The sequence below is a fragment of the Candidatus Halocynthiibacter alkanivorans genome (assembly GCF_003333265.1).
GTDB classification, from domain to species: Bacteria; Pseudomonadota; Alphaproteobacteria; order Rhodobacterales; family Rhodobacteraceae; genus Halocyntiibacter_A; species Halocyntiibacter_A alkanivorans.
On the sequence record NZ_QOLB01000061.1, the window covers coordinates 19,497 to 41,992 of the forward strand.

Consider the following 22,496-nt stretch of genomic DNA (forward strand, 5'->3'; position numbering starts at 1 on the left):
CGTGCCGGTGGTGTTCCGTAGCATATTCAGCGGTACAGCAGGGGCTGTCGCTCTCGGGCTGATGTCTGGCATGCCTCTGGCCGCCCAGGAGCAGCCGCCGGCCGTCGAGCTTTCAACACAGCAGGCGCCACTGGAGATGGTCGCGCCGCTTCCAGTGCTGACGCCGGAGCAACAGCAGGCGCAGACCCTGGCCGATATCCGCCAGGAAATGGCCGTACTGTTTGTCGAGGTGCAGCGACTGCAGCGGGAACTCTCTACCACCGGCGCGCCCAATACGGCGATTGGCGGCGGTGGAATGCTGGAGCGAGTCGACCTTATTGAGATCGAACTGATGCGGCTGACTGCCAAAATCGAAGAGCTGGATTTCCGCATCACCCGGGTGGCGCTGGACGGCAGCAACCAGCTGGGCGATCTGAATTTCCGCCTCTGCGAGCTGGAGCCAGGCTGTGATATCGGCGCGCTGCCGGAGCTTGTACCGCTTGGTGGCGTGGCGGCGAACAGGCCCAATGTTGCGGTCGAGCCCGATACCGGCGCCGAACTGGCGGTGAGCGAGCAGTCAGATTTCGAACGGGCTGTGACCACGCTTACCGATGGCAACCCCGTCTCAGCGCGAGATCAGTTCAACGCTTTTGTTGAAAATTACCCCGGTGGCCCGCTGACCGCTGAAGCGCATTTCTGGCGCGGTGAATCCCTGTCTCAACTGGGCGAGACCTCCTCTGCTGCGCGGGCCTATCTGACCAGTTTTTCGGATGCGCCCAATGGGGCTAAAGCGGCGGATGCGCTGTTTAAACTGGGCACATCTCTGGGTGCGCTTGGCCAGTTGAATGAAGCCTGCGTGACCCTTGGAGAAGTCGGGCTGCGCTATCCCGGCGCCGGAGTGGTGCTTGAAGCGCAGTCAGCGATGCTCAATCTGGGCTGTTCGTGACACCGCCTGAAACACCGCCCGCAACATTGTCTGATGATTTTGCCGGCTCAATGGGGGCGCTGTTTGCAGACAGCGCCCCTTCTGCCATTGGCGTGGCTGTTTCCGGTGGCGGTGATTCGATGGCGCTGCTGTTGCTGTTGCACCGCTGGGCACAGGCCCGGGGCCTGGCGCTGCATGTGGTGACGGTCAATCACGGGCTGCGCGTGGAGGCGGCAGCAGAAGCCGCGCTGGCCGGTGCACTGGCGCAAAGGCTCGGTCACAGCCACGACATCGTGAGCTGGACTGGCTGGCAGGGGCAGGGCAATCTGCAGGACGCCGCACGCCAGGCCCGCCGCCGCCTGATCGCGGCCTGGGCCGCTTCAAAACAGATTGAATATGTGGCGCTGGGGCACACAGAGGGCGACCAGGCAGAAACGGTTCTGATGCGTCTGGCGCGCGGGTCCGGCGTGGACGGTCTGTCGGCGATGAGTGCGCGCACAGAGGCGACAGAGGACTCCGAAGGCACCGGGGACACGGCAGGCACCCCGACCACGCCAGTGATCCTGCGGCCGCTGCTTGGCCTGTCGCGCGCCGCCCTGCGGGACTTTTTGCGCAGCGAAAATCAGAGCTGGGCCGATGATCCGTCCAATGAGGACCTCCGTTTTGACCGGATCAAAGCGCGTCAGATCCTGCCGCAGCTGGCGCCACTCGGTATTGATGCCGCCCGGCTGGCGGATGTGGCGGAAAACATGCAGGACGCACGCGCAGCACTTTCTTTCTTTGCCCATGAGGCGGCCCGGGACATGGCGCGGCTGGATCTGGGCGACGTGATTTTTGAACGCCGCGCGCTGGCGTCATTGCCGGCCGAGACCCGCCGGCGGTTGCTGGCCCATGCGCTGCGCTGGATCTCGTCTGCGCGCTATGCGCCGCGTCGCGCCAAACTAGCAACCCTGCTTGAGGCCTTGCAGAACGGGCAGGGCGCAACCTTGCATGGTTGCCTCTGTCTCGCCGGTGAAAAAGAGATCCGCATCTGCCGCGAATACCGCGCTGTCGAAAAATTGATCACCCCGGCCGCGTCGTCGGCGCAGCAGCCCTGGGATCAGCGCTGGCTGGCCGCAGGCAGCGACACAGCCGGGGCCGAATTGCGCGCTCTGGGCGCGGCGGGCCTGGCTCAATGCCCCGACTGGCGTCAAACCGGACGTCCGAGAGCCGCATTGCTGCCAGCCGCGTCATTGTGGCAGGGCGACCGGGTGATCTGCTGCCCCGCCACGCAAATCGGCGAGAAATCAGGCATAACCCCGCGCAAATCGGACATTGATTTCTTTGCGGCCCTTTTATCGCATTGAACTATGGCGCGGGTTCCCTATTTTATGCAGTGACCGCTTTGTTGGCGGAGACCCTGTGACTTTCGAGGAGAATTCCCTTGGGCAACGCGCGAAGTATCGCATTCTGGGTGGTGCTGCTGCTACTCATCCTGGCGCTTTTTAATCTGTTTTCCGGCGGTCAGACGTCGATGACGTCGTCGTCAGTCAGTTATTCTGACTTTGTAAATTCGGTGAACAAAGGGGATATTTCCCAGGTCACGCTGGATGGTGAAGACGTCACCTTCCGTGGCCGCGACGGAAAAACCTATACCACGATCAAGCCGTCGGGCACCGATCTCACCGAGACATTGATTTCGCGTGGCGTTTCGGTGACGGCCAAGTCGCAGAAACAATCTGGTTTCTCGTCTCTGATCACTCTGCTGCTGCCGGTGGTGCTGCTGATTGGCTTCTGGTTCTTTATGATGAACCGGATGCAGGGCGGCGGCAAAGGTGGCGCGATGGGCTTTGGCAAATCCAAAGCCAAGCTGCTGACCGAAAAAGCCGGCCGGGTGACCTTTGATGATGTCGCCGGTATTGATGAGGCCAAAGAAGAGCTGGAAGAGATCGTCGAATTCCTGCGCAACCCGCAGAAATATTCCCGCCTTGGCGGTAAGATCCCCAAAGGCGCACTGCTGGTGGGCCCTCCGGGCACCGGTAAAACCTTGCTGGCGCGTGCGATTGCCGGCGAAGCTGGTGTGCCGTTCTTCACCATTTCGGGCTCTGACTTTGTTGAAATGTTTGTGGGTGTTGGTGCAAGCCGCGTTCGCGACATGTTTGAACAGGCTAAGAAAAACGCCCCCTGTATCGTCTTTATCGATGAAATTGACGCGGTGGGCCGCTCGCGCGGCGCCGGTTATGGCGGCGGTAATGATGAGCGCGAACAGACGCTGAACCAGCTGCTGGTGGAAATGGACGGGTTTGAGGCCAATGAGGGTGTTATCATCCTCGCCGCCACCAACCGTCGTGACGTGCTGGATCCGGCGCTGCTGCGTCCGGGCCGTTTTGACCGTCAGGTCACCGTGCCCAACCCCGACATCAAAGGCCGTGAAAAGATTCTCGTGGTGCATGCGCGCAAAGTGCCGCAGGGCCCGGATGTGGATCTGCGTATCATCGCCCGTGGCTCGCCCGGTTTTTCCGGCGCGGATCTGGCCAACCTGGTCAATGAAGCGGCGCTGCATGCGGCACGTGTCGGCCGTCGTTTCGTGACGATGGAAGATTTTGAAATGGCCAAGGACAAAATCATGATGGGTGCGGAACGCCGCTCCATGGTGCTGACGCCTGAGCAAAAAGAAATGACCGCCTACCACGAAGCCGGCCACGCCATCGTTGGCATGACGCTGCCCAAATGTGATCCGGTCTATAAAGCCACGATCATCCCACGTGGTCAGGCGCTTGGCATGGTGATGAGCCTGCCGGAAATGGACCGTCTGAACTACTTTAAAGACGAATGTGAGCAGAAACTGGCAATGACTATGGCCGGCAAAGCCGCGGAAATCTTCAAATGGGGCGAGGACCGGGTGTCCAACGGTCCGGCCGGGGATATTCAGCAGGCGTCAGGGCTGGCGCGGGCGATGGTGATGCAATGGGGCATGTCGGACAAGATCGGCAACCTTGATTACCGCGAAGCCGCTGAAGGCTACAGCGGTGGTGGGGCTGGCGGGTTCTCGGTTTCGGCCGGTACCAAAGAGCTGATCGAACAGGAAGTCAAAGACCTGATCGATACTGGTTATGCCAGAGCAATGGAAATCCTGATTGAGCGTTCGGATGAGTTCGAACTGCTGGCTCAGGGGCTGCTGGAATATGAATCACTGACCGGCGAAGAGCTGGAACGTGTGATCAAAGGCCAGTCGCCGCAGAAGGATGAGGATGAGGATGACGATGCCGGGGCGGCTGCTTCGGTCACCGCTGTACCCAAAACCAAACCCAAGGCCAAACCGTCCGGCGACGGCGCGCCTGAACCGGCCAATTGAGCCGCAAAACCTCAACAAACTGGGATCCCGGGACCTATAACAGGTTCCGGGATTTTCGTTTGCGCCCGGCGCTGGATCTTCTGGCCGCCCTCGGGCCGTTGCCGCAGGCGGAAGTGCAGGGTCCGGAGCAGAGGGCAGGCACCGTGCTGGATCTCGGCTGCGGCAGTGGCAATGCTGCGCCGGCGCTGAAGTCACGCTTTCCCACGGCTATGCTTCTCGGGCTCGACAGCTCGGCCCGGATGCTGGAAGGCGCGCGCACGACCGGCTGTTATGATGCACTGCACGAGGGTGATATCGCCAGCTGGACACCGGACAGGACGTTTTCCGTGATCTTTTCCAACGCGGCGCTGAACTGGCTGCCGGATCACGCCCGTCTTCTGCCCGCCCTGGTACAGTGGCTGCGGCCCGGTGGGGTGCTGGCGGTGCAGGTGCCCGATCAGGCCCAGGCGCCGTCGCATCAGCTCTGGCACCAGCTGTCAGAGTCGCTGTGGCCTGAGCGCTTTGACTGGTCCGGTGAAGTGCCGCATGTGCTGGCCCCGGAAGATTACGTCTCGATTCTGTCGCCTCTGGGGGATCTGTCGCTGTGGCGCAGCGAATATTTTCAGATCCTGCCGCCGGAGGGTGCCGCCCATCCGGTGCGCCGGTTCACCCAGTCCACCTTTGCCCGCCCGGTGCTCGAGGCGCTCAATGCGGCGGAGCAGGCGCAGATTTGCGCCGGCTATGACGCGGCGGTGGGTGCAGAGTATCCGCTGCGCGCGGACGGGTCTGTGCTGTTCCCGTTCCGCCGGTTGTTTTTCACCCTGACCCGCCCGGCACCGGTCTGAGTGTTGCACCGGGCACCGCGCTGAGGCAGAGTGCCTCAAACCGCCAAAGGAGGCCCGGATGCCCGCATTGCTGCCCACAGAGTTCACCGCTGAAACCACCTGGATCGGGCGTGTCGGCGACCGGGAGGCCACATTGAATTCCGAGCCGTTACAATCGGTTGAGATGACCTGGGCCGGGATTGACGGCGAACATCATGGCGGCGTGACCAAAGGCTCCTGCGTGCGTATGCGGGCCCAGCACCCGGAAGGCACCGAGATCCGCAATGTGCGGCAGTTGACCATCCTGTCGGCAGAAGAGCTGGATCTGACCGCGGCGGATATGGGGCTGGAGGCGCTGGATCCGGCGCTGACCGGCGCGTCGCTGGTCTTGCGCGGCATCCCGGACTTCACCCATGTGCCACCCGGCTCGCGTCTGCAGAATCAGCACGGCACCACCCTGGTGGTGGATATGGAAAACCGCCCCTGCACGCTGCCGGCGCGCGGCATTGAAAATGTGCATGCCGGCGCAGGCAAACTGTTCAAACCCGCCGCGAAAGGCCGCCGCGGCGTCACCGCCTGGGTCGAGAGACCCGGTCCCTGGAGCCTTGGCGACACCGTCACGCTGCATATCCCGGATCAGCGGGCCTGGGCGCACATGGCGGAGGTTTCTGATAAGAGATAATTTCCCGGATTTGCACCGATATTTGGTCTGTTTTTTTGGCCTGTGGCGATATTGAGCATGGAATGGTCGCGAACGTGTCTACCCCGGTGGGGTCCGGGGGCCTAAATTCCAGCGATATGGCTGCGGCCAAAATTAACCAGAGGACCTTGGCGATGAGCTTCAAGACCGATATCGAAATTGCCCGTGAGGCAAACAAACGCCCGATTCAGGAAATTGGCGCCAAGCTTGGCATCGATGCAAAGCACCTGGTCCCTTATGGCCATGACAAAGCGAAAATCGGTCAGGAATTTATCAATTCTGTTCAGGACCGCAAAGATGGCAAACTGATCCTGGTGACTGCGATCAACCCGACACCTGCGGGCGAAGGCAAGACCACCACCACAGTGGGTCTGGGCGACGGTCTGAACCGGATCGGCAAAAACGCTGCGGTCTGTATCCGCGAAGCATCGCTGGGCCCGTGTTTTGGTATGAAGGGCGGCGCTGCAGGCGGCGGCTACGCTCAGATCATCCCAATGGAAGACATGAACCTGCACTTCACAGGCGATTTCCACGCGATTACCTCCGCGCACAACCTTCTGTCAGCAATGATCGACAACCACATCTACTGGGGCAACGCGCTGCAGATCGATGACCGTCGTGTGGTATGGCGCCGGGTTCTGGACATGAACGACCGTGCGCTGCGTGACACTGTGACGTCGCTCGGTGGTGTGGCCAACGGCTTCCCGCGTCAGACCGGTTTTGACATCACTGTGGCGTCTGAAGTGATGGCGATCCTCTGCCTCGCAAACAACCTCGAAGATCTGCAGAAACGTCTCGGCGACATTATCGTGGCTTACACCCGCGACAAGAAGGCGATTTATGCCCGCGACATCAAAGCGGACGGCGCGATGACCGTTCTGCTGAAAGACGCGATGCAGCCAAACCTGGTGCAGACCCTGGAAAACAACCCGGCATTTGTACACGGCGGCCCGTTCGCCAACATCGCCCATGGTTGTAACTCGGTGATCGCCACCACAACCGCACTGAAACTGGCCGACTATGTGGTGACTGAGGCTGGCTTTGGTGCCGATCTTGGTGCCGAAAAGTTCATGAACATCAAATGCCGTAAAGCGGGCCTGGCGCCTTCTGCGGTTGTGGTTGTGGCCACTGTACGTGCGATGAAAATGAACGGCGGCGTTGCCAAGGCTGATCTGGGCACCGATTCTGTCGAAGCCGTCAACAGCGGTTGCGCCAACCTGGGCCGTCACATCGAAAACCTGAAAAGCTTTGGTGTGCCGGTTGTGGTTGCGATCAACCACTTTGTCACCGACACCGATGCCGAAGTTCAGGCGATCAAAGACTATGTTACCACCCAGGGCTCCGAAGCAATCCTGTGTAAACATTGGGCCAAAGGCTCTGAAGGCACCGTTGAGCTGGCCACACGTATCGCCGAAATCGCCGATGCGGACATGGCAAACTTTGCACCGCTCTACCCGGATGACATGGGTCTGTTTGAGAAAATCGAAACAGTCGCCAAACGCATCTACCGGGCGGACGAAGTTCTGGCGGACGCCAAAGTGCGCAACCAGTTGCACGAGTGGGAAGCGGCTGGCTACGGCCATCTGCCGGTCTGTATGGCCAAAACCCAGTACTCCTTCACCACTGATCCGACCCAGCGCGGTGCGCCGGTTGGTCACTCGGTGCCGGTACGTGAAGTGCGTCTGTCTGCCGGTGCTGGTTTCATCGTCGCGATCTGCGGTGAAATCATGACCATGCCTGGTCTGCCACGGGTTCCTTCTGCGGAAGTGATCATGCTAGACGAGACCGGCAATATTGAAGGGTTGTTCTAACAACCCGGGGCCGTGCCTTGGGGGCATCGAGCCCCCGCGGCACGCGCCCGACCCTTTGGGGACGGGCGGGTGCGGAAAGGAAGGCCATGGGACGCAAATCCCCTGCTGAGATCGGTACGATGGCTGAACTCAGAGACGAAATTGATACGCTGGACCGCGCACTGGTCCGGATGTTGGCAGAACGGGCTGGCTATATTGACCGCGCAGCCCAGTTGAAACCTGGCGAAGGCCTGCCGGCCCGGATTGAAGATCGGGTTCAGCAAGTGCTTGATAATGCCAGCGCAAATGCGCGCGACCTGGGGCTTGATCCTGATCTGGCCCGGGCGCTTTGGCAGCAGATGATTGAATGGTCCATCGCCCGCGAAGAACGCGCCATGGACAGCAATGGAGAGACTCTATGACTGCAGATATTATTGACGGCAAAGCCTTTGCTGCGACCATGCGTGAGAAAATTGCCGCCCATGTGGCACGGCTGAAGGCCGAGCATGACCTGACCCCTGGCCTTGCTGTTGTACTGGTCGGTGAAGATCCTGCCAGCCAGGTCTATGTGCGCGCCAAAGGCCGTCAGACCACTGAAGTCGGCATGAACTCCTATGAGCACAAACTGCCTGCAGACGTGTCGCAAGAAGAGCTTTATGCGCTGCTCGACAAGCTGAACGCGGATCCGGCTGTGCATGGCATCCTGTGCCAGTTCCCGGTGCCGGCGCATCTGAGCGAGACCGAGATTGTTGCCCGTATTGACCCGGCCAAAGACGTCGACGGGCTGCATGTGGTCAACGCCGGCCTGCTGGCCTCTGGTCAGCGCGGCATGGTGTCCTGCACGCCGCTGGGCTGTCTGATGCTGCTGCGCGACAAGCTGGGCTCTCTGTCCGGTCTGAACGCGGTTGTGATCGGCCGTTCCAACCTGGTGGGCAAACCGCTGGCAGCGCTGTTGCTGGGCGACAGCTGCACCGTCACCATCGCCCATTCCCGCACCAAAGACATCGCCGATGTTGTGCGCGGCGCTGACATCGTTGTTGCCGCTGTCGGGCGTCCGGAAATGGTGCCGGGTTCCTGGCTCAAAGAGGGGGCCACCGTGATTGACGTGGGCATCAACCGCATCGACGTGGAAGGCGGCAAGACCCGCCTGGTCGGCGATGTTGATTTCGCTTCCGCCTCGCAAGTGGCCGGCGCGATCACCCCGGTTCCCGGTGGTGTTGGCCCGATGACCATCGCCTGCCTGCTGGGAAATACGGTCACCGCGTGTTGTCGTGCCAATGGTCTGGCGGAACCCGAAGGGCTGACCGCCTGATCCGCAGCACTGCTGGTGTGACTGAATGAAAGGGGGCGTGTCGCGAGGGCGGCGCGCCCTTTTCCGTCTCTGGGGGGCGCCGGATTACGGCTGACGTCTCACCTGATGACGGATGCCAGTGCGCTCCACCTGACGCGGGTCCCAGGGCCTGACACAGGCGCTCTGACCCCATGACAGTGACCTGCACGCGAAAGCGGGGCAGGGTGCCAAAGCGTGTCGAACAAACTATGCATCATAGCCAGGTCTGCGCCGCTCGGTTCTGTGAGCCGGGCGGCGCCCGTCCCATCCCCTGGGCGCGCGCAGTCCCAGCCACGCCGTGACGAGCGCATTTTCAGTCGGTGGAAATCACAGCAAAGGTACACGCTTCTCATCGGCTCAATTTGCCTTAGCGGGCGATTTTTTCGTCACGTACAAACATGTTGGCCCAGGCGCGGTCCACCAGATCCGGAGTCATCTGATAGGGAATGCCCTCAAACTCGCAGATCGCAATCACCTGATCGATCAGGAACACCGGTTGATAATTGGCGAAATTATTCTCAATCGTCGGGTATTTCACCTCCAGCAGATGCATCAGAGACCCTTCATCCAGCGGCATCTTTTTCTTGCGCGCCACCAGAGCAAAGATTTTGAGGAAGTTCTCCTGGTCCGGCCCGTCAATCTTGATCTTGAAGAAAATCCGCCGCAGCGCCGCGCCATCAAAGATTTCATTGGGGTGGAAGTTGGTCGAAAAGATCACCAGCGTGTCAAACGGCACGGTGAATTTTTCACCCGACTGCAGCGCCAGGATGTCTTTGCTTTCTTCCAGCGGCACGATCCAGCGGTTGACCAGAGCCTGGGGCGATTCTTCCTGGCGGCCAAGGTCATCGACGATGAAAATGCCCCCGGAGGCCTTCAGCTGCAGCGGCGCCTGATAGGTGCGCGCGGTCGGGTTATAGACCAGATCCAGCATCGACAGCGTCAGCTCGCCACCGGTGATCACCGTCGGGCGTTCACAATAGACGTATCGGCGGTCATAGCGGCGCGCGGTGCGGCGCAGCGCATTGGGATCGTCCACCTCGGCTGCGGCGGCCGTGTGCACAATCGGGTCATACACAGTGATGACCTGGCCGGAATATTCAATTGCCATAGGCACATAGATCTTGTCGCCGAGCGCGTCGCGGATGCCGTTGGAGATCGAGGATTTACCGTTGCCGGGCGGGCCATACATCAGGATCGAACGTCCGGCCCCCACCGCAGGCCCCAGCTGGCCCAACAGATCATCGGGCAGGATCAGATGGCCCATAGCAGCGGTCAGCTGGTCGCGGGTGATCTGGATATTCTTGATTGACTGGCGTTTCATCTGCTCGGAATAACGCTCAAGCGGCACCGGCATGGCGCCGTAATATTCCGACTGTGACAGCGCATCCAGCGCCCGCGCCTTGCCGCTTTCGGTCAGCCGGTAGCCCATTTCGCTGCCAGAGTTCGCATGCAGGTTGCCGGTGGCTTCCACCAGTTTCTGCTCGCGCGTCAGGTCCATCAGCATCTGGGTGACGGTGACCGGCAGACAGAGGGATCCCGACAAGGTTGAGACCAGATCCAGACTTTGCCGGAACATAGTTTTCAGAAGAATGTCCCGCATCATCACCGTGGTCAGACCGGTGTCTTCCAGGGATTTCGGCGCGGGCGGCGCCAGCACGTTGGCTGTTTCCATGTTCATGGGGATACCTGTGTTCTGTTCTTGCTGCGCGCTTTGTTTTTCTTTGATTCTACCGCGTGTTCGGCAAAACCGCCAATAAAAACGGCAATAAATGTTACTGAGACAAAGGTGACGCGGGAGTGTTACTGAAATCTGAACGGCAGGCCGTATTGCGCCGGGCAAATCCGGTCATTTTTGCGGAGATTTTAGCGGAGCATCGTACCCCGGGCGGCGCGGCGACCCGGCTGCAGCGGGCGGTTGTCCAAAGCCCGGCGCCTGAGCCCGGAGACAGCGCCCCGGGCTCAGGCGCCAAACACTGTGCCGAGCATCAGATAAAACGCCAGTGTGCTGCCTAGTGCCAGCCCCATGGGAAAGTCTTTGCGCTGCCAGGATTGCCAGTCAGCCGTATTGCGCCGCACAGCGGGGATGGCGCGAAACAGCCGGTGGGTGGCAAAAGCGCCCAGCAGCACCGCGGCAAACAGGATCAGCATCAGCCGCATATCGCTCAGCGGCACAAACATCGCCATTGGCGCGGCAAATTTTGCATCCCCCGCGCCCACCAGCCCGGCCATATTGGCGACAAACCCGATCGCCAGTACCACCGCAAAATGGCTGAGCCGCCAGGGGTACTCGGCCAGCGGCAGCGCAATGAGCCCAATCAGCAGAAAAACTGCCGTCAGCGTCAGCACCGCCTGATTGGGAATCTTCATGTATTTCATGTCGTTCCACGCCACCCAGATCGTAACCGGAAGGGCAAACGGCAGGAACACCAAAGCCGAAAACGCGGTGAGTTCCATCAGTTGGTCACATTGGCTTCCAGCGCATCCAGGCTGCGCACCGCGACCTCAAAATACTGAGGATGGGTTTCAATGGCGTCGCTCAACAGCCCTTTGCCGATGGAAACATCGTTCTGTTTGATCGCCGTCAGCGCCAGGGTGTGCAGCAGTTGCGCGCGTTCAGTCTGGCTCATCTGGATGATCGGCAGCACATAATTGCGCTGCGCCCCACGCGCCAGCACCAGGTTGTTTTTCGCAGTGAACAGGCTGGGATCATACCTCAGCGCACGCAGAAACAGTTTTTCCGCCTCCTGGTAATCACCGCGGGTCAATCTGGAAAACCCCCAGTTGTTATAGACGCCGGAGGGTTTTGTGGTCAGCCCCGAGGCGGTTTCATAAAAACTGTCGGCCTTTTTCCATTGTTGGTTGCTGTCGGCAACCATGGCGGCTAGCCGGTAGCGTTTGGCAGTCTCATAGGTGGGCGGCACCGCCTGCAGCACCGATTCTGCCTGGTCCCATTTGCCGGCCCTGATCAGGGTGCCGCCATAGTTGACCTGATCCTCGTTGGTGACGTCGTCGTGCGCGACCACGATTTTCCACGACCGCAGCGCATCTTCAGGGCGCCCGGCGCGCACCAGTGAAAGCGCCAGGCCACGTTGCAGGTCAATCCGGTCCGGATCTGTCGCGACGCTGCGGCTGAAATAGGACACCGCTTCATTCGGGTCAGTGGCCGCCAGCATAATGTCGTTCAGATTGTTCTCATCGATAACATTCACCGAAGTATTGCGGGCTTCGGCATCCAGAAACTGCTCGCCACAAGCAGACAGGGCCAGCATGCTGGCGAGACTCAGAGTGATCATAATGGGATGGCGCATGCTGCGTCCTTTACCTGCTCGATCGCTATTTTTACTGCGACAGAAGCTGGTATTCCCCGGTTCCGCGTCGCTGCAGTGCGAATGAATTCTGCTCAGGTTCAGCGTAGCCATCCTTTTGGAGATTTGCGAGGGCCAGCCTTAAATTCTCGCGAATTTCGGCACTTTCGCCACTGTCGAGCGCAAAGGCGGTGCGAAACACCCGTTCCGCCTCAGCATATTTGCGCTGTTCCATCAGCACCACACCGAGATTGTTCCAGGCCGCCGGGAAGGTCTCGTCCGTGCTGACCGCACGGCGCAGCAGGGTTTCCGCCTGGCCCAGCCGCCCCAGTTGCAGGTTGGCAGAGCCGAGCGACGAGAGAACTTCGGCATTCAGACCCTGGGTCACTGCGGCGCGCAGATAGGATTTAAGCGCCAGTTCATATTGTTCCGCTGCCATCAGCCGGTGGCCGACAAGCAAACCGTCGACAGCTGGCGCGGACGGATCCACGCCTGCCGGAGCGTAAGCCCCGGCGGCCGGCGTGAAAAAGCCGGCTGTTGAAGCACAGCCGGCGAGCAGGAGAAAACTCCCTAATATTGCGGTCAGCCTGGCGACCACGTCAGAAATTGGCTGTGTTCAGCAAAGTCGTAATCCCATAGACCGACGGTCCGATCAGAATGATCAGCAGCGGTGGTACCGTGAGCATCATTGTGGCGAGCGTCATCTTTGTTGGCAAGGTGTTTGCCTTTTCTTCCGCCCGCATCACCCGTTTGTCGCGCATTTCACTGGCATAGACCCGCAATGCATCGGCAATTGAGGTGCCGAACGTGGCCGACTGAATCAGCACGGTGACAAAACTGGACACATCCGCAACGCCGCAGCGTTCCGACATGTCGCGCAACACGGTGACCCGGTCTTTGCCGGCTTTCATTTCAAAACTGACCGTGGCAAATTCTTCCGCCAGCGCCGGATAGCTGGTTTCGATTTCATGGGCGACCCGCACGATAGACTGGTCGAGCGACTGGCCGGCCTCGACACAGACCAGCATCAGGTCAAGCGAATCCGGGAAGCCGTAAATGATCTGTTCTTTGCGTTCTTCCTGGCGCCGCGTGACCCAGTATTTTGGCAGCATATAACCGGCGCCACCCGGGATCAGGATATACATCATCATAACCTGGGTGGTAATTTCCGCATTGGCAGACTTCACCAGCGCCAGCACAACCCCCACCGCCAGCAGGCCGATGCCGAGGATAAACTGGCTGAAGTGATACATGCGCACCGCATTGGGTGACCGGTAACCCGCCTGCACCAGTTTCAGGCGCACGGCGGAGTATTCTTCCACGTCCTGGGGCTCCAGAAAGCTGGAGTATTTCTGCAATTTGTCGTTTTTGCCGCCCTGGCGTAAGCCCTGGATTTTTTCTTTGTCTTTGCCGGCAGGGGCGACGCCGCGACGTTCCGCCTTCAGCCGGTCCAGCGGGTCATTGCGTTTGCGCAGCAACAGCGGCAGCATGAACAAGACCAGCATAAGCCCCAATATGCCTACGAGGATAATGGGGCCAAACGGGCCAAGCTGATCGCCCAGGATCGTATTAAACAACTCATTCATCGGGGCACCTCACACTTTGATATTCACCAGGGATTTCATCACCACGATATTGACCACCAGGAAGGCGGCCACCACCATCGCGGCGGGGATGAAGGCGCCGGTTTCTTTGACTTCATCATAATAGTCGGGCTGCAGCAGAGTGATCATCAACAGGGCCAGCAGCGGAAACACCGACAGGAACATGCCGGACCATTTGGCCTCGGCGGTGATCGCTTTCACCCGGCGGAACAGTTTAAAGCGCGAGCGGATCACCTTGGCGAGCCCATCGAGGATTTCGGCCAGGTTGCCGCCGGATTGTTGTTGAATCGTAACGGCAACGGCGAGGAAACGCAGATCCTGCATGTCCAGCCGTTCCGCCATGTTCTTGAGCGCTTCGCCGACATCCCGCCCATAGGCGCTTTCATCCGAAATCACCCCCATCTCGGTGCCCAGAGGGTCCGGGACTTCCTGGGATACGATCTGCAGCGATGAGCTGAACGGATGGCCGACACGCAGGCTGCGCACCATCAGCTCCACCGCGTCAGGCAACTGTTCTTCGATCATCGCCATGCGTTTTTTGGCCTTGCCATTGATCCAGACAAAGACCCCGACCACACCCATGACAACCGAGATCAGCGCCCGTATCGACGGTTCGGTCTGGGTGCCGATGGTCAGGCCCAGAAAGGCCACCACGCTGAGTCCGCCCATCAGCATGATCAGCTGCGGCGGGGTAAAGGCGATGTTGGCTTTTTGCGCCTTGGAGGCCAGAATCGAATAAAGCGGGATCCGACGGGACTTCATATGCTGGCTCATCTCCTTGCGGAGCTGCTCCAGAACCTGTTCCCGGCCCTTGCCTTTTTCCAACAATTCAAGCCGCCGGTTGACCCGGCTGTTCAGGCTGATGGATTTGCCAAAAACCGTCAGGTACAGCCCTTCCACAAGGACCAGAACCGCGACAAAGATAAGCCCGTAAATCAGGGGTTCGGCACTGATGACCATGGTTTACTCCGGCACAAAAGGTTCAAAGAGCGAGGGCGGCATATCAAAGCCCCACATGCGGAACCGTTCGGAAAAATGGCTGCGCACGCCGGTGGCGGTGAAATGTCCGATGATTTTATTGTCCGGTGTCAGCCCGGTGCGCTGATAGCGGAACACTTCCTGCATGGAGATGACTTCGCCCTCCATGCCGGTGATCTCAGTGATCGAAGTCATCCGCCTTGAGCCGTCCTGCAGCCGGGAGACCTGAACGATCAGATTGACCGCCGAGGATATCTGCGAGCGCATCGCTTTCAGCGGCATCTCAATCCCGGCCATGGCGATCATGTTCTCCAGCCGGCTGACCCCGTCGCGCGCCGAGTTGGCGTGAATGGTGGTCATAGAGCCGTCATGGCCGGTGTTCATGGCCTGCAGCATGTCGATCACCTCTTCGCCGCGGGTCTCGCCCACGATGATGCGGTCCGGCCGCATGCGCAGCGCGTTTTTCAGACAATCCCGCTGGCTCACCGCACCTTTGCCTTCCACATTGGCCGGGCGGCTTTCCATCCGGCCGATATGGGTCTGCTGCAACTGCAGCTCGGCGGTGTCTTCAATGGTCAGGATGCGTTCGGCATCATCAATGAAGGAGGACAGCGCGTTCAGGGTGGTGGTTTTGCCCGAGCCGGTGCCGCCGGAGACGATGATGTTCAGCCGGGTCGACACGGCCGCTTGCAAATAGACCGCCATTTCCTCGGTAAATGCGCCAAAATTGACCAGGTCGTCGATCGCCAGCTTTTCTTTTTTGAATTTGCGGATCGACACCAGCGAGCCGTCCACCGCGATGGGCGAGACCATGGCGTTAAAGCGTGACCCGTCAGCGAGACGCGCATCCACATAGGGGTTGGATTCATCGACCCGGCGCCCCACGGCGGAGACAATTTTGTCGATGATGCGCAGCAGATGTTTTTCGTCCTTGAACGTCACATCGGTCAGCTGCAGTTTGCCGTCGCGTTCCACGAAAATCTGCTGTGGTCCGTTGACCAGAATGTCGTTCACCGTGTCGTCTTTGAGCAGCGTTTCCAGCGGACCCAGCCCGCGCACCTCATCATAAAGATCCTGGTTCAGCGTGCTGCGCTCATCCCGGTTCAGAACCACCCCCAACTCTTCCAGCGCTTCGCCGGTGATATTGGAAATCTCGGTCTTCAGATCACTTTCGGTGGCGGTTTCCAGAGCACTCAGATTCAGATCTTCCAGCAGCCGCATGTGCATCTTGGTCTTGATGTCATTCATCCGGTCTTTGCGTTTTTTATCTTTGTCCTGGGGTGCGGGCTGTGCGGCGGATTTGGGCTGAACCCGGCGCTGCACGGTCTTTTCGGCTTTGGACGGTTCCACCTTGGGTTCCGGCGCGGCGACCGGGGTGGCACCTTTGCCGGCGGGAGATTTTTTATACCGTGAAAACATGGGTGTAATTCCTCAAATCAACCGTTGGCCGCGACCTGATTGTGCTGATGTACTGATACTGCCAGTTTGCTGATTTCTTTGCGCAGCGGATTTTTGGCGGAACTCTGTGACAGGGGCAGCCCGTGGTCGGCGGATTGTGACACCTGTTTGCCGCCGTCGGGCAATTGCAGCTCGATGTCGATGTCGAGACTTTCCGCCAGCCGTTTGGCGCGGGATTTGCCCTGCAGATCGGTGCGGCGCGGCGCCCGGTTCAGCACAAAACGCAGCTTCTCAGTGGGCAGGTCTTCTGCTTTCAGCGCCCGGATCATGCGCAGGGTGTTCTGAGCCGAGCGCATGTCCAGCTCGAGCGTTACAAAATACACACTGGCGGCCGACAGCACGGTCTCCGTCCACTGCACGATAGTCGAGGGCATATCGATGATGACATAGTCGAAATTGACCCGCGCCGCTTCAAGAATGCGGCTGATATCTTCGCTGGTGACAATGTCCAGCGGCAGGATCTCGGAGGGTGCGGTAAACACATGCAGACGCTCATTATAGTTCAGCAGCGACTGCATGAAACTGTCGCTGTCCATCGATTCGGTGTCCGAGAGCAGTTCAAAAATGGATTCGCGGCGCGGCAGGTCGAGGAAGGTCGCCACCGATCCAAACTGCAGATCGAAATCCAGAATACAGACCCGCGGCGGGTTTTTCTTGTCGCTGTTGGCCAGTTCCCAGGCCAGGTTCACCGCCAGCGTGGTGGCACCGGTGCCGCCCGCCATGCCCTGAACCGGCAGAACCACACCGTTGCAGTCGTTGGTTGCTTTTGCCTTGCTTTGCAGCTCAGCCGGCAACTCGCGCGCCTGCGGGGTTTCCGGTGCGCGCAGCCGGTCGATGGCGTCATGCAATGCGCCATCGGGAAGCGGGTAGGGGACAAATTCTTCAGCACCCTGTTTCAGCAGCTGATGCAGGACAATCGGGCTGACATCTTCGGCGATCAGAATAACCCGCACGTCCTGCGCCTTGGCGGCGTCGATCAAGGCGCTGATTTCGGCCAGCTGGTCCTCGTCACCGTCATCCAGCGCCACGGCGATAAACTCCAGCGTCGCAGCTTCAGGCTGGTCCAGAAAAACACGGGCGTCTTCAAAGCTGAGATCGCCCCAGCTTTCTCCAAGCGCGGCTTCCATATCTTCGATCAGCAGACCAAAGTTCTGCACGTCGCGGGACACGGTACATGCCACGATCGGTGCGGGTTCCGGATGCAATGCAACACTGCTCGTCATTGCGACTCGTCCTTTTCTTACAAGAACGCCGCAGAGTCTGCCATTATCTGGTTGTCAGCCAGAATGCTCTACCGGCGCTCATATGCACGACTCACTATCGTGCATACTGATCCCAATAGAGTTAATTTGCCTTTCAATCTGGGCAACATTGGGGCCGAATTCGCGTAATTATCCGCTTTTTCGATACGGTCCCTGTTTTTCAGGTCTATTCGGCAGATATTGAGCCATACAGGGCCAGATCCGAAGCCGGCGCGCCACTGGCGATGTATTCGCGGAACACAACTTCGGCGTATTTACCGTTAAGAAGTTGCGGTGCGTTTTTCACGAATCCGGACACTTCGGTGATGGTGCGGCGGTTGCGCCGTTCCCGCGTTTCGGTGGCCACAACCGGGCGGCTCTCGCCATAAGAGACCACGGCTTCAAGCCGCGAGCGGCTGATGCCCTGCGATACCAGGAAATTCACCGCCGCACGGGCGCGGCGCAAACCCAGTCTTTTGTTGTAACTGTTGCTGCCGACCAGATCGGTATGACCGAACACTTTAAAGCGCACTTCCGGGAACTGTTTGATCCAGTCCGCCTGCAGACGCAATGTGCTCTGTGCCGCCACATCCAGCACCGAGGAGTTGAACTCAAAGTTGATATTGGGCTGAATCTCGCGGGAGAATCTCTCATTCAGGCTGATGACATAGCTTTTCTGACCGGTCTGAACCAACAAGTTGTTCATTGTCGGGTTGCCAAAGCTCCCCTCATCCAGAAAGGAACCCGCCTCACTGAACGTCCAGGACTCGATGGTGCCTTTTTCACAGGCCCCCAGTGCCAGCATTGCGGAAACGCCAAGAATAATTTTGATCTGCCCACGCATGAGTCTTACTCCATCACATAACCATAGGAGCCGCTGAAGTCTTGTTTGGCGACTTCGGCGGCCGGACCGGATTTCGGACGTCCGCCCGAAACTTTGCCGAACAGGAAGAATTCGCTTTCGCTGGGAATGCGGATCCGGTCGGTTGGCAGCGCCAGCGCTTCGCCCCGGGTCGGGGATACAAGATAAGGTGTCACGATGATCACCAGCTCGGACTGGCTGCGTTCATATTCCGCGCTGCGGAACAGGGCGCCCAGCACCGGGATATCCCCCAACCAGGGCACCTGACCGGCCAGATCCTGAAAATCATCCTGCAACAGGCCGGCAATGGCAAAGCTTTCGCCATCGCGCATCTCCACCGTGGTGGAGGTTTCCCGGCGCCGGAAGGCGTTCACGGTAAAGCCGCCGTTGTTGTACGACACGCTTGAATCCAGCCCCGATACCGCGGCTTTCAGTTCCAGATTGATCACACCCTTGTCAACCACCCGGGGGACAAAGGCCATTTCCACCCCAAAGGGTTTATATTCGATACTGACATTGCCGTTGTCGCCCAGCACGGGGATCGGATATTCGCCACCAGCAAGGAATGTCGCCTGCTGCCCGGACAGGGCAATCAGGTTCGGTTCGGCCAGCGAACGTACGACGCCTTTGCTCTCCAGCGCTTCCAGAGCGATCGCCAGTTCCAGCCCGCCGGCGGTAAAGCCAAAGGTGAAACGTCCCTCGGGGTCAGTGGTCGTAACCGGGTTGGTCGACGCATCGCCGTCAAACAAGCTGGCCGCGTTCGAGGCGTCGGTAAAAGCACCGCTGCCGCCGACCAGACCTGTGGAATTGTTGAAAATCGAACCAGTTGCGGCAAAAGACGAAGACAGGTTCTTGGTCACGGAGCGCTGCATCTCGGCAAAGCGGATCTTCAGCAATACCTGCTGGGTTCCGCCGACGCTCATAAGGTTGGACACACGTTCGGGTGCATAGCGTCTGGCCAGGTCCAGTGCCCGGTCCAGCTGTGCGATTGACGACACCACACCGGACAGCACGATGCCATCATTGGCGGTGCGCACTTCGATCTGCTCATTGGGCAGAATCTGGCGCAGCCGCTCTTTGAATTCTGTAATATCAGGGGTGACTATGACCTGCACATTGGTGATCAGCGATCCGTCCGGTGCCAGAATGGTCATCGTCGTGGTGCCCGGTGATTTGCCGAGAACGTAAATTGTCCGGTCCGACAGAGTCGAAATATCCGCAATCGCCGGGTTGGCGATCGACAGTTCTGCAAAGGGTTCGTCACTCTCAACAACCACTGCGCGGTTCATTGGAATATTAAGCGAACCGGATGTGGAACCTGTCAGTACCTGTAATTTGTCAGCCATGCCCACAGGGGCGCTGGTGATTGTTACAGCACAGGATACCAGTGCTGCCTGGAAAATTCTTTTCATGTTCATTGTGATCCTGCCTCTCCGACCACGCCACGCGACAAGGCGGCTTTCCGCCATAGGTACGAGCATGGTGCAAATGAGTTTTTTTTGCAAGAATCAATAGTTTGCGCTGTCTGTTATATGTGGGACATGAGCAACATATCCTTGCAAACCCCTGATAAGACAGGGGCCTCCTCAAAAGGAAGCCCCGGGCCGCTCATAGCAACATGTTTAATTTGTGCAAGGAATCGGGGTTTTGATGATTTCAGAGCCCCTGCGCGTGGTAATGGTGCATACCCGCTCCGTCACAACCTGTGCGGGAGCTTCGTAGATGACACCGAGTAAGGAATTCTGGTCCACTTCAACGGCGCTGGCCAGGTTCACTTCCCGGGCCCCCACCAGCGACAGTGACAGACTGCCCGAAGATTGCGCCTGGGCCAGAACCGCCACCTGTGCAGGTGTCACCTCTGTTGTCACCGTGCGTGCAATAGTGGGGGTGATCCTGTCCATATCCGCGACCTGGTCCACCGCCAGCAGCGTCACACTGGTTTCGATCAGTTTGGTCACATTGCCGCTCGGGGTGCGGCCGGACCAGTAGACATCCACCCGGTCCCCCGGGCGCAGAAAGCCCGAAACGCCGGTCGAGACATCAACCCGGATGGTAAAAGCCCGCATACCGGGGCTCAGCCGTGAAGACACACCGGCGTTTTCGCCCGGTTCCGTGACTTTGATTTTCAGAATGGTCTCATTGGGTTCCATCATGCGCAAAACCGTGCGTGGCACGTCGCGCCCCAGCGGAAACAGCTCTTCTTCAGTGAAAAAGACCCCCTCAGGCAAGGCCGCTTCGGGCCATTGCAGGATCGCCAGGTCTTCCGGCAACAGATATTCGCCGTAGCCGATCTTCCGGGTGACAATAAAGACGTCCCGGGTGGGCACCACCGCTGCTTTTGTGGCGCGCTCCTGCGCCAGCTGGGCCTGATAAGACCCGATATAGCCCCGGGCCATGTAGACGGCAAACCCTGCCAGGCCAAGCCCAAGTATTAAAACGAAGCCAAATACCAAGCGCATCCCATGCCCCTTCACCCAATGCCCGCAGCGGGCGCATTCCATTGTTAACAATATCGCCGGTAATTGTGGCGAAACCGGGGGGATTTGAAGCCGCTCACGCGGTAATCAACGCCACTTGCTGACCCGCGGTGTCTGTGCTGCAGGGCGCGGCTCCGGCCGGCGCTGCGGTATCAGACACCAGAAGGCCGCGTCCCCGACGGGGCGCGACCTTGGTGTTCAATCCCGACTAATCTGGATTACTCGGTGGCGACAGTTGTGCCGATGGTGGTGTCTGTCAGACCGGTGGCAATATTGGTGCCAAGAGTTTCAACGCCACCTTTTACGGTTGCCAGAACGGCGACGCCCAGGCCCACAATCGCGGCTGTCAGTACAACCCAGTCAACGGTGACCGCGCCATCTTCGTCGGACTTGAATGTTTTTGCGAGTTTGAAAAATTTCATAGTGTTTTCTCCGGTGTTCCATTTTGCATTTAATCTGAGCCGCATCTGCTGAGGTCACTTGCCCTGGCCTCATTGCCGCTTTCGTAAAGTTATATAGCCCCCGGAATGGGGCGAGATTGGGGCAGGGGCGGTACAATTTTGAAGCCGTTAATTTTGAATGATAAGTTTTAGGTAAGTTTTTGTTTTTAAAAGGTTTAAAGGTTAATTTAAATTTTAATTGATGCCAGATCAGGGCAACGCCATGGCAGGTTGGGCACAATGGGCCGCCATTAAGGCAGCGATGGCTGGATTTTGCGCCGCAAAGCTGCAAAACTCGGGATATTCACATCCTGAGCTGGGCAGCACCCGCATGAAGCGCCGCGTCGTTAGCAGTATATTCATCCTTTCATGTGCCGTCGCAGGCGCGGTTTTAGCAGATTCGCCAGCACCTTTTGCCGATTTCACCTTCCGGCGCGTGAAGATTCCCGAAACAGGAACGAATCAACGCATCACAGTGCAGATCGCCCCGGTGGCACCAGCCGCGCCCGCCCCCCCGCATGAGGTCGCAGCACCGCCCGAAACACCGGAAATTCCGGAACCGGCCGCGGCCCCGACAGCGGACGCGGCTTTTGCCTGGTTCTGGCGCACCGTGCCGGCCACCTTGCAGGGCGCAGGTCCCGGGCGGCTGTTGCCGGCGCTGGCCGGGCTGCGCCAGTCGCCGCCGGATCAGCCGGTTGCCGCCCCACGCCTGCAGGACATGCGCGATGTCGCCGCCCGCCATGGCCGCGCTATTCTGACCGCAACGCTGGGCACACGGGTGTCCCCGGCAATGGTTCTGGCGGTGATCGGGGTGGAATCTTCTGGTCGGGCTAATGCCACCAGCAGCGCCGGTGCGCGCGGGCTGATGCAGTTGATGCCCGCCACGGCCGAACGCTTTGGCGTCACTGACATCACCGACCCGGTACAGAACATTTCTGGCGGCACCCGCTATCTTGACTGGCTTTATGGTGAGTTCAGCGGCGACCCGGTGCTGATGCTTGCTGCCTATAACGCCGGCGAAAACGCGGTCAGATATTATGCCGGTGTGCCGCCGTTTTCCGAAACCCGCGCCTATGTGCCCAAAGTGCTCTCTGCCTGGCTGGTGGCGCGCGCGCTCTGTGTCAGTGAGCCGGAACTGATGTCAGACGGCTGCGTCTTTGATACCAAAACAAGCACCTCAGACGGTTGATCTCATCCGTCCGTCGGTTTTTTGTATTCCGGGTTGCACTTGGAGCAATCTCAGAAGCTTCTGCAAAGACCTGTGGCAGGT

The 22,496-nt window shown here is 59.3% G+C and carries 21 protein-coding genes; 9 read left to right on the forward strand and 12 right to left on the reverse strand.

Going from position 1 to position 22,496, the window contains the following annotated elements:
* Window positions 1-10: 10 nt before the first annotated feature.
* The 8 genes from ybgF (at window position 11) to folD (ending at window position 8,843) form a co-directional block, all read left to right on the forward strand.
* Window positions 11-925, forward strand: a complete 915-nt coding sequence (gene ybgF, locus DWA01_RS05585; protein ID WP_235008432.1) for a tol-pal system protein YbgF — start codon at window positions 11-13, stop codon at window positions 923-925.
* Window positions 922-2,250: a tRNA lysidine(34) synthetase TilS gene (gene tilS, locus DWA01_RS05590; protein ID WP_114284849.1), complete on the forward strand. Its 1,329-nt coding sequence runs from the start codon at window positions 922-924 to the stop codon at window positions 2,248-2,250. The genes ybgF and tilS overlap by 4 nt, the downstream gene beginning before the upstream one ends.
* A 77-nt stretch (window positions 2,251-2,327) precedes the next feature.
* Window positions 2,328-4,238, forward strand: a complete 1,911-nt coding sequence (ftsH, locus tag DWA01_RS05595) for an ATP-dependent zinc metalloprotease FtsH (RefSeq protein WP_114284850.1) — start codon at window positions 2,328-2,330, stop codon at window positions 4,236-4,238.
* Window positions 4,235-5,062, forward strand: a complete 828-nt coding sequence (locus tag DWA01_RS05600) for a methyltransferase domain-containing protein (protein WP_235008433.1) — start codon at window positions 4,235-4,237, stop codon at window positions 5,060-5,062. Before ftsH ends, DWA01_RS05600 begins: the two co-directional genes overlap by 4 nt.
* Before the next feature lie 58 nt (window positions 5,063-5,120).
* A complete protein-coding gene (locus DWA01_RS05605) occupies window positions 5,121-5,723 on the forward strand; it encodes an MOSC domain-containing protein (RefSeq protein ID WP_114284851.1) in 603 nt (200 codons plus the stop codon).
* A 152-nt stretch (window positions 5,724-5,875) separates the two neighbouring features.
* On the forward strand, window positions 5,876-7,552 hold the full coding sequence (locus tag DWA01_RS05610; RefSeq protein WP_114284881.1) for a formate--tetrahydrofolate ligase: 1,677 nt from the start codon (window positions 5,876-5,878) through the stop codon (window positions 7,550-7,552).
* Window positions 7,553-7,638: 86 nt separating this feature from the next.
* On the forward strand, window positions 7,639-7,953 hold the full coding sequence (locus tag DWA01_RS05615; protein ID WP_114284852.1) for a chorismate mutase: 315 nt from the start codon (window positions 7,639-7,641) through the stop codon (window positions 7,951-7,953).
* Window positions 7,950-8,843 (forward strand): bifunctional methylenetetrahydrofolate dehydrogenase/methenyltetrahydrofolate cyclohydrolase FolD, encoded by an 894-nt coding sequence (folD, locus tag DWA01_RS05620; RefSeq protein WP_114284853.1) that lies wholly within the window; start codon window positions 7,950-7,952, stop codon window positions 8,841-8,843. The genes DWA01_RS05615 and folD overlap by 4 nt, the downstream gene beginning before the upstream one ends.
* A 385-nt stretch (window positions 8,844-9,228) precedes the next feature.
* Here the strand turns inward: folD and DWA01_RS05625 are convergent, their stop codons facing one another.
* From DWA01_RS05625 to DWA01_RS05680, 12 genes are all read right to left on the reverse strand, one after another.
* Window positions 9,229-10,539, reverse strand: a complete 1,311-nt coding sequence (locus DWA01_RS05625) for an ATPase (protein ID WP_114284854.1) — start codon at window positions 10,537-10,539, stop codon at window positions 9,229-9,231.
* A gap of 281 nt (window positions 10,540-10,820) precedes the next feature.
* Complete coding sequence (locus tag DWA01_RS05630; protein WP_114284855.1) at window positions 10,821-11,315, reverse strand: prepilin peptidase; 495 nt, start codon at window positions 11,313-11,315, stop codon at window positions 10,821-10,823.
* Window positions 11,315-12,169: a tetratricopeptide repeat protein gene (locus tag DWA01_RS05635; RefSeq protein ID WP_114284856.1), complete on the reverse strand. Its 855-nt coding sequence runs from the start codon at window positions 12,167-12,169 to the stop codon at window positions 11,315-11,317. The genes DWA01_RS05630 and DWA01_RS05635 overlap by 1 nt, the downstream gene beginning before the upstream one ends.
* Window positions 12,170-12,200: 31 nt before the next feature.
* A complete protein-coding gene (locus DWA01_RS05640; RefSeq protein WP_114284882.1) occupies window positions 12,201-12,605 on the reverse strand; it encodes a tetratricopeptide repeat protein in 405 nt (134 codons plus the stop codon).
* Window positions 12,606-12,765: 160 nt separating this feature from the next.
* Window positions 12,766-13,752 (reverse strand): type II secretion system F family protein, encoded by a 987-nt coding sequence (locus DWA01_RS05645; RefSeq protein ID WP_114284858.1) that lies wholly within the window; start codon window positions 13,750-13,752, stop codon window positions 12,766-12,768.
* Window positions 13,753-13,761: 9 nt separating this feature from the next.
* A complete protein-coding gene (locus DWA01_RS05650) occupies window positions 13,762-14,730 on the reverse strand; it encodes a type II secretion system F family protein (RefSeq protein WP_114284860.1) in 969 nt (322 codons plus the stop codon).
* Window positions 14,731-14,733: 3 nt separating this feature from the next.
* Window positions 14,734-16,167: a TadA family conjugal transfer-associated ATPase gene (locus DWA01_RS05655; RefSeq protein ID WP_114284861.1), complete on the reverse strand. Its 1,434-nt coding sequence runs from the start codon at window positions 16,165-16,167 to the stop codon at window positions 14,734-14,736.
* A gap of 17 nt (window positions 16,168-16,184) precedes the next feature.
* On the reverse strand, window positions 16,185-17,429 hold the full coding sequence (locus DWA01_RS05660; protein WP_114284862.1) for a CpaE/TadZ family protein: 1,245 nt from the start codon (window positions 17,427-17,429) through the stop codon (window positions 16,185-16,187).
* 205 nt (window positions 17,430-17,634) lie between these two features.
* Window positions 17,635-18,291 carry an OmpA family protein gene (locus DWA01_RS05665; RefSeq protein WP_114284863.1) on the reverse strand — a complete coding sequence of 219 codons (657 nt, stop codon included), beginning with the start codon at window positions 18,289-18,291 and terminating at the stop codon, window positions 17,635-17,637.
* 5 nt (window positions 18,292-18,296) lie between these two features.
* Window positions 18,297-19,727 (reverse strand): type II and III secretion system protein family protein, encoded by a 1,431-nt coding sequence (locus tag DWA01_RS05670; protein ID WP_114284864.1) that lies wholly within the window; start codon window positions 19,725-19,727, stop codon window positions 18,297-18,299.
* Between the two features lie 204 nt (window positions 19,728-19,931).
* Window positions 19,932-20,768, reverse strand: a complete 837-nt coding sequence (gene cpaB, locus DWA01_RS05675) for a Flp pilus assembly protein CpaB (protein WP_114284866.1) — start codon at window positions 20,766-20,768, stop codon at window positions 19,932-19,934.
* Window positions 20,769-21,004: 236 nt separating this feature from the next.
* Window positions 21,005-21,208, reverse strand: a complete 204-nt coding sequence (locus DWA01_RS05680; RefSeq protein ID WP_114284868.1) for a pilus assembly protein — start codon at window positions 21,206-21,208, stop codon at window positions 21,005-21,007.
* A 349-nt stretch (window positions 21,209-21,557) separates the two neighbouring features.
* Between DWA01_RS05680 and DWA01_RS05685 the strand changes: the two genes are divergently transcribed.
* Window positions 21,558-22,415, forward strand: a complete 858-nt coding sequence (locus DWA01_RS05685) for a lytic transglycosylase domain-containing protein (RefSeq protein ID WP_114284883.1) — start codon at window positions 21,558-21,560, stop codon at window positions 22,413-22,415.
* The last annotated feature ends 81 nt before the right edge of the window (window positions 22,416-22,496 follow it).

Excerpts from the sequence above, each read along its gene's own strand:
- DWA01_RS05605 (WP_114284851.1), top strand. The coding sequence starts at position 5,121 with ATGCCCGCATTGCTGCCCACAGAGTTCACCGCTGAAACCACCTGGATC.
- DWA01_RS05610 (WP_114284881.1), top strand. The coding sequence starts at position 5,876 with ATGAGCTTCAAGACCGATATCGAAATTGCCCGTGAGGCAAACAAACGC.
- DWA01_RS05615 (WP_114284852.1), top strand. The coding sequence starts at position 7,639 with ATGGGACGCAAATCCCCTGCTGAGATCGGTACGATGGCTGAACTCAGA.
- folD (WP_114284853.1), top strand. The coding sequence starts at position 7,950 with ATGACTGCAGATATTATTGACGGCAAAGCCTTTGCTGCGACCATGCGT.
- DWA01_RS05625 (WP_114284854.1), bottom strand. The coding sequence starts at position 10,539 with ATGAACATGGAAACAGCCAACGTGCTGGCGCCGCCCGCGCCGAAATCC.
- DWA01_RS05630 (WP_114284855.1), bottom strand. The coding sequence starts at position 11,315 with ATGGAACTCACCGCGTTTTCGGCTTTGGTGTTCCTGCCGTTTGCCCTT.
- DWA01_RS05635 (WP_114284856.1), bottom strand. The coding sequence starts at position 12,169 with ATGCGCCATCCCATTATGATCACTCTGAGTCTCGCCAGCATGCTGGCC.
- DWA01_RS05640 (WP_114284882.1), bottom strand. The coding sequence starts at position 12,605 with ATGGCAGCGGAACAATATGAACTGGCGCTTAAATCCTATCTGCGCGCC.
- DWA01_RS05645 (WP_114284858.1), bottom strand. The coding sequence starts at position 13,752 with ATGAATGAGTTGTTTAATACGATCCTGGGCGATCAGCTTGGCCCGTTT.
- DWA01_RS05650 (WP_114284860.1), bottom strand. The coding sequence starts at position 14,730 with ATGGTCATCAGTGCCGAACCCCTGATTTACGGGCTTATCTTTGTCGCG.
- DWA01_RS05655 (WP_114284861.1), bottom strand. The coding sequence starts at position 16,167 with ATGTTTTCACGGTATAAAAAATCTCCCGCCGGCAAAGGTGCCACCCCG.
- DWA01_RS05660 (WP_114284862.1), bottom strand. The coding sequence starts at position 17,429 with ATGACGAGCAGTGTTGCATTGCATCCGGAACCCGCACCGATCGTGGCA.
- DWA01_RS05665 (WP_114284863.1), bottom strand. The coding sequence starts at position 18,291 with ATGCGTGGGCAGATCAAAATTATTCTTGGCGTTTCCGCAATGCTGGCA.
- DWA01_RS05670 (WP_114284864.1), bottom strand. The coding sequence starts at position 19,727 with ATGAACATGAAAAGAATTTTCCAGGCAGCACTGGTATCCTGTGCTGTA.
- cpaB (WP_114284866.1), bottom strand. The coding sequence starts at position 20,768 with ATGCGCTTGGTATTTGGCTTCGTTTTAATACTTGGGCTTGGCCTGGCA.
- DWA01_RS05680 (WP_114284868.1), bottom strand. The coding sequence starts at position 21,208 with ATGAAATTTTTCAAACTCGCAAAAACATTCAAGTCCGACGAAGATGGC.
- DWA01_RS05685 (WP_114284883.1), top strand. The coding sequence starts at position 21,558 with ATGAAGCGCCGCGTCGTTAGCAGTATATTCATCCTTTCATGTGCCGTC.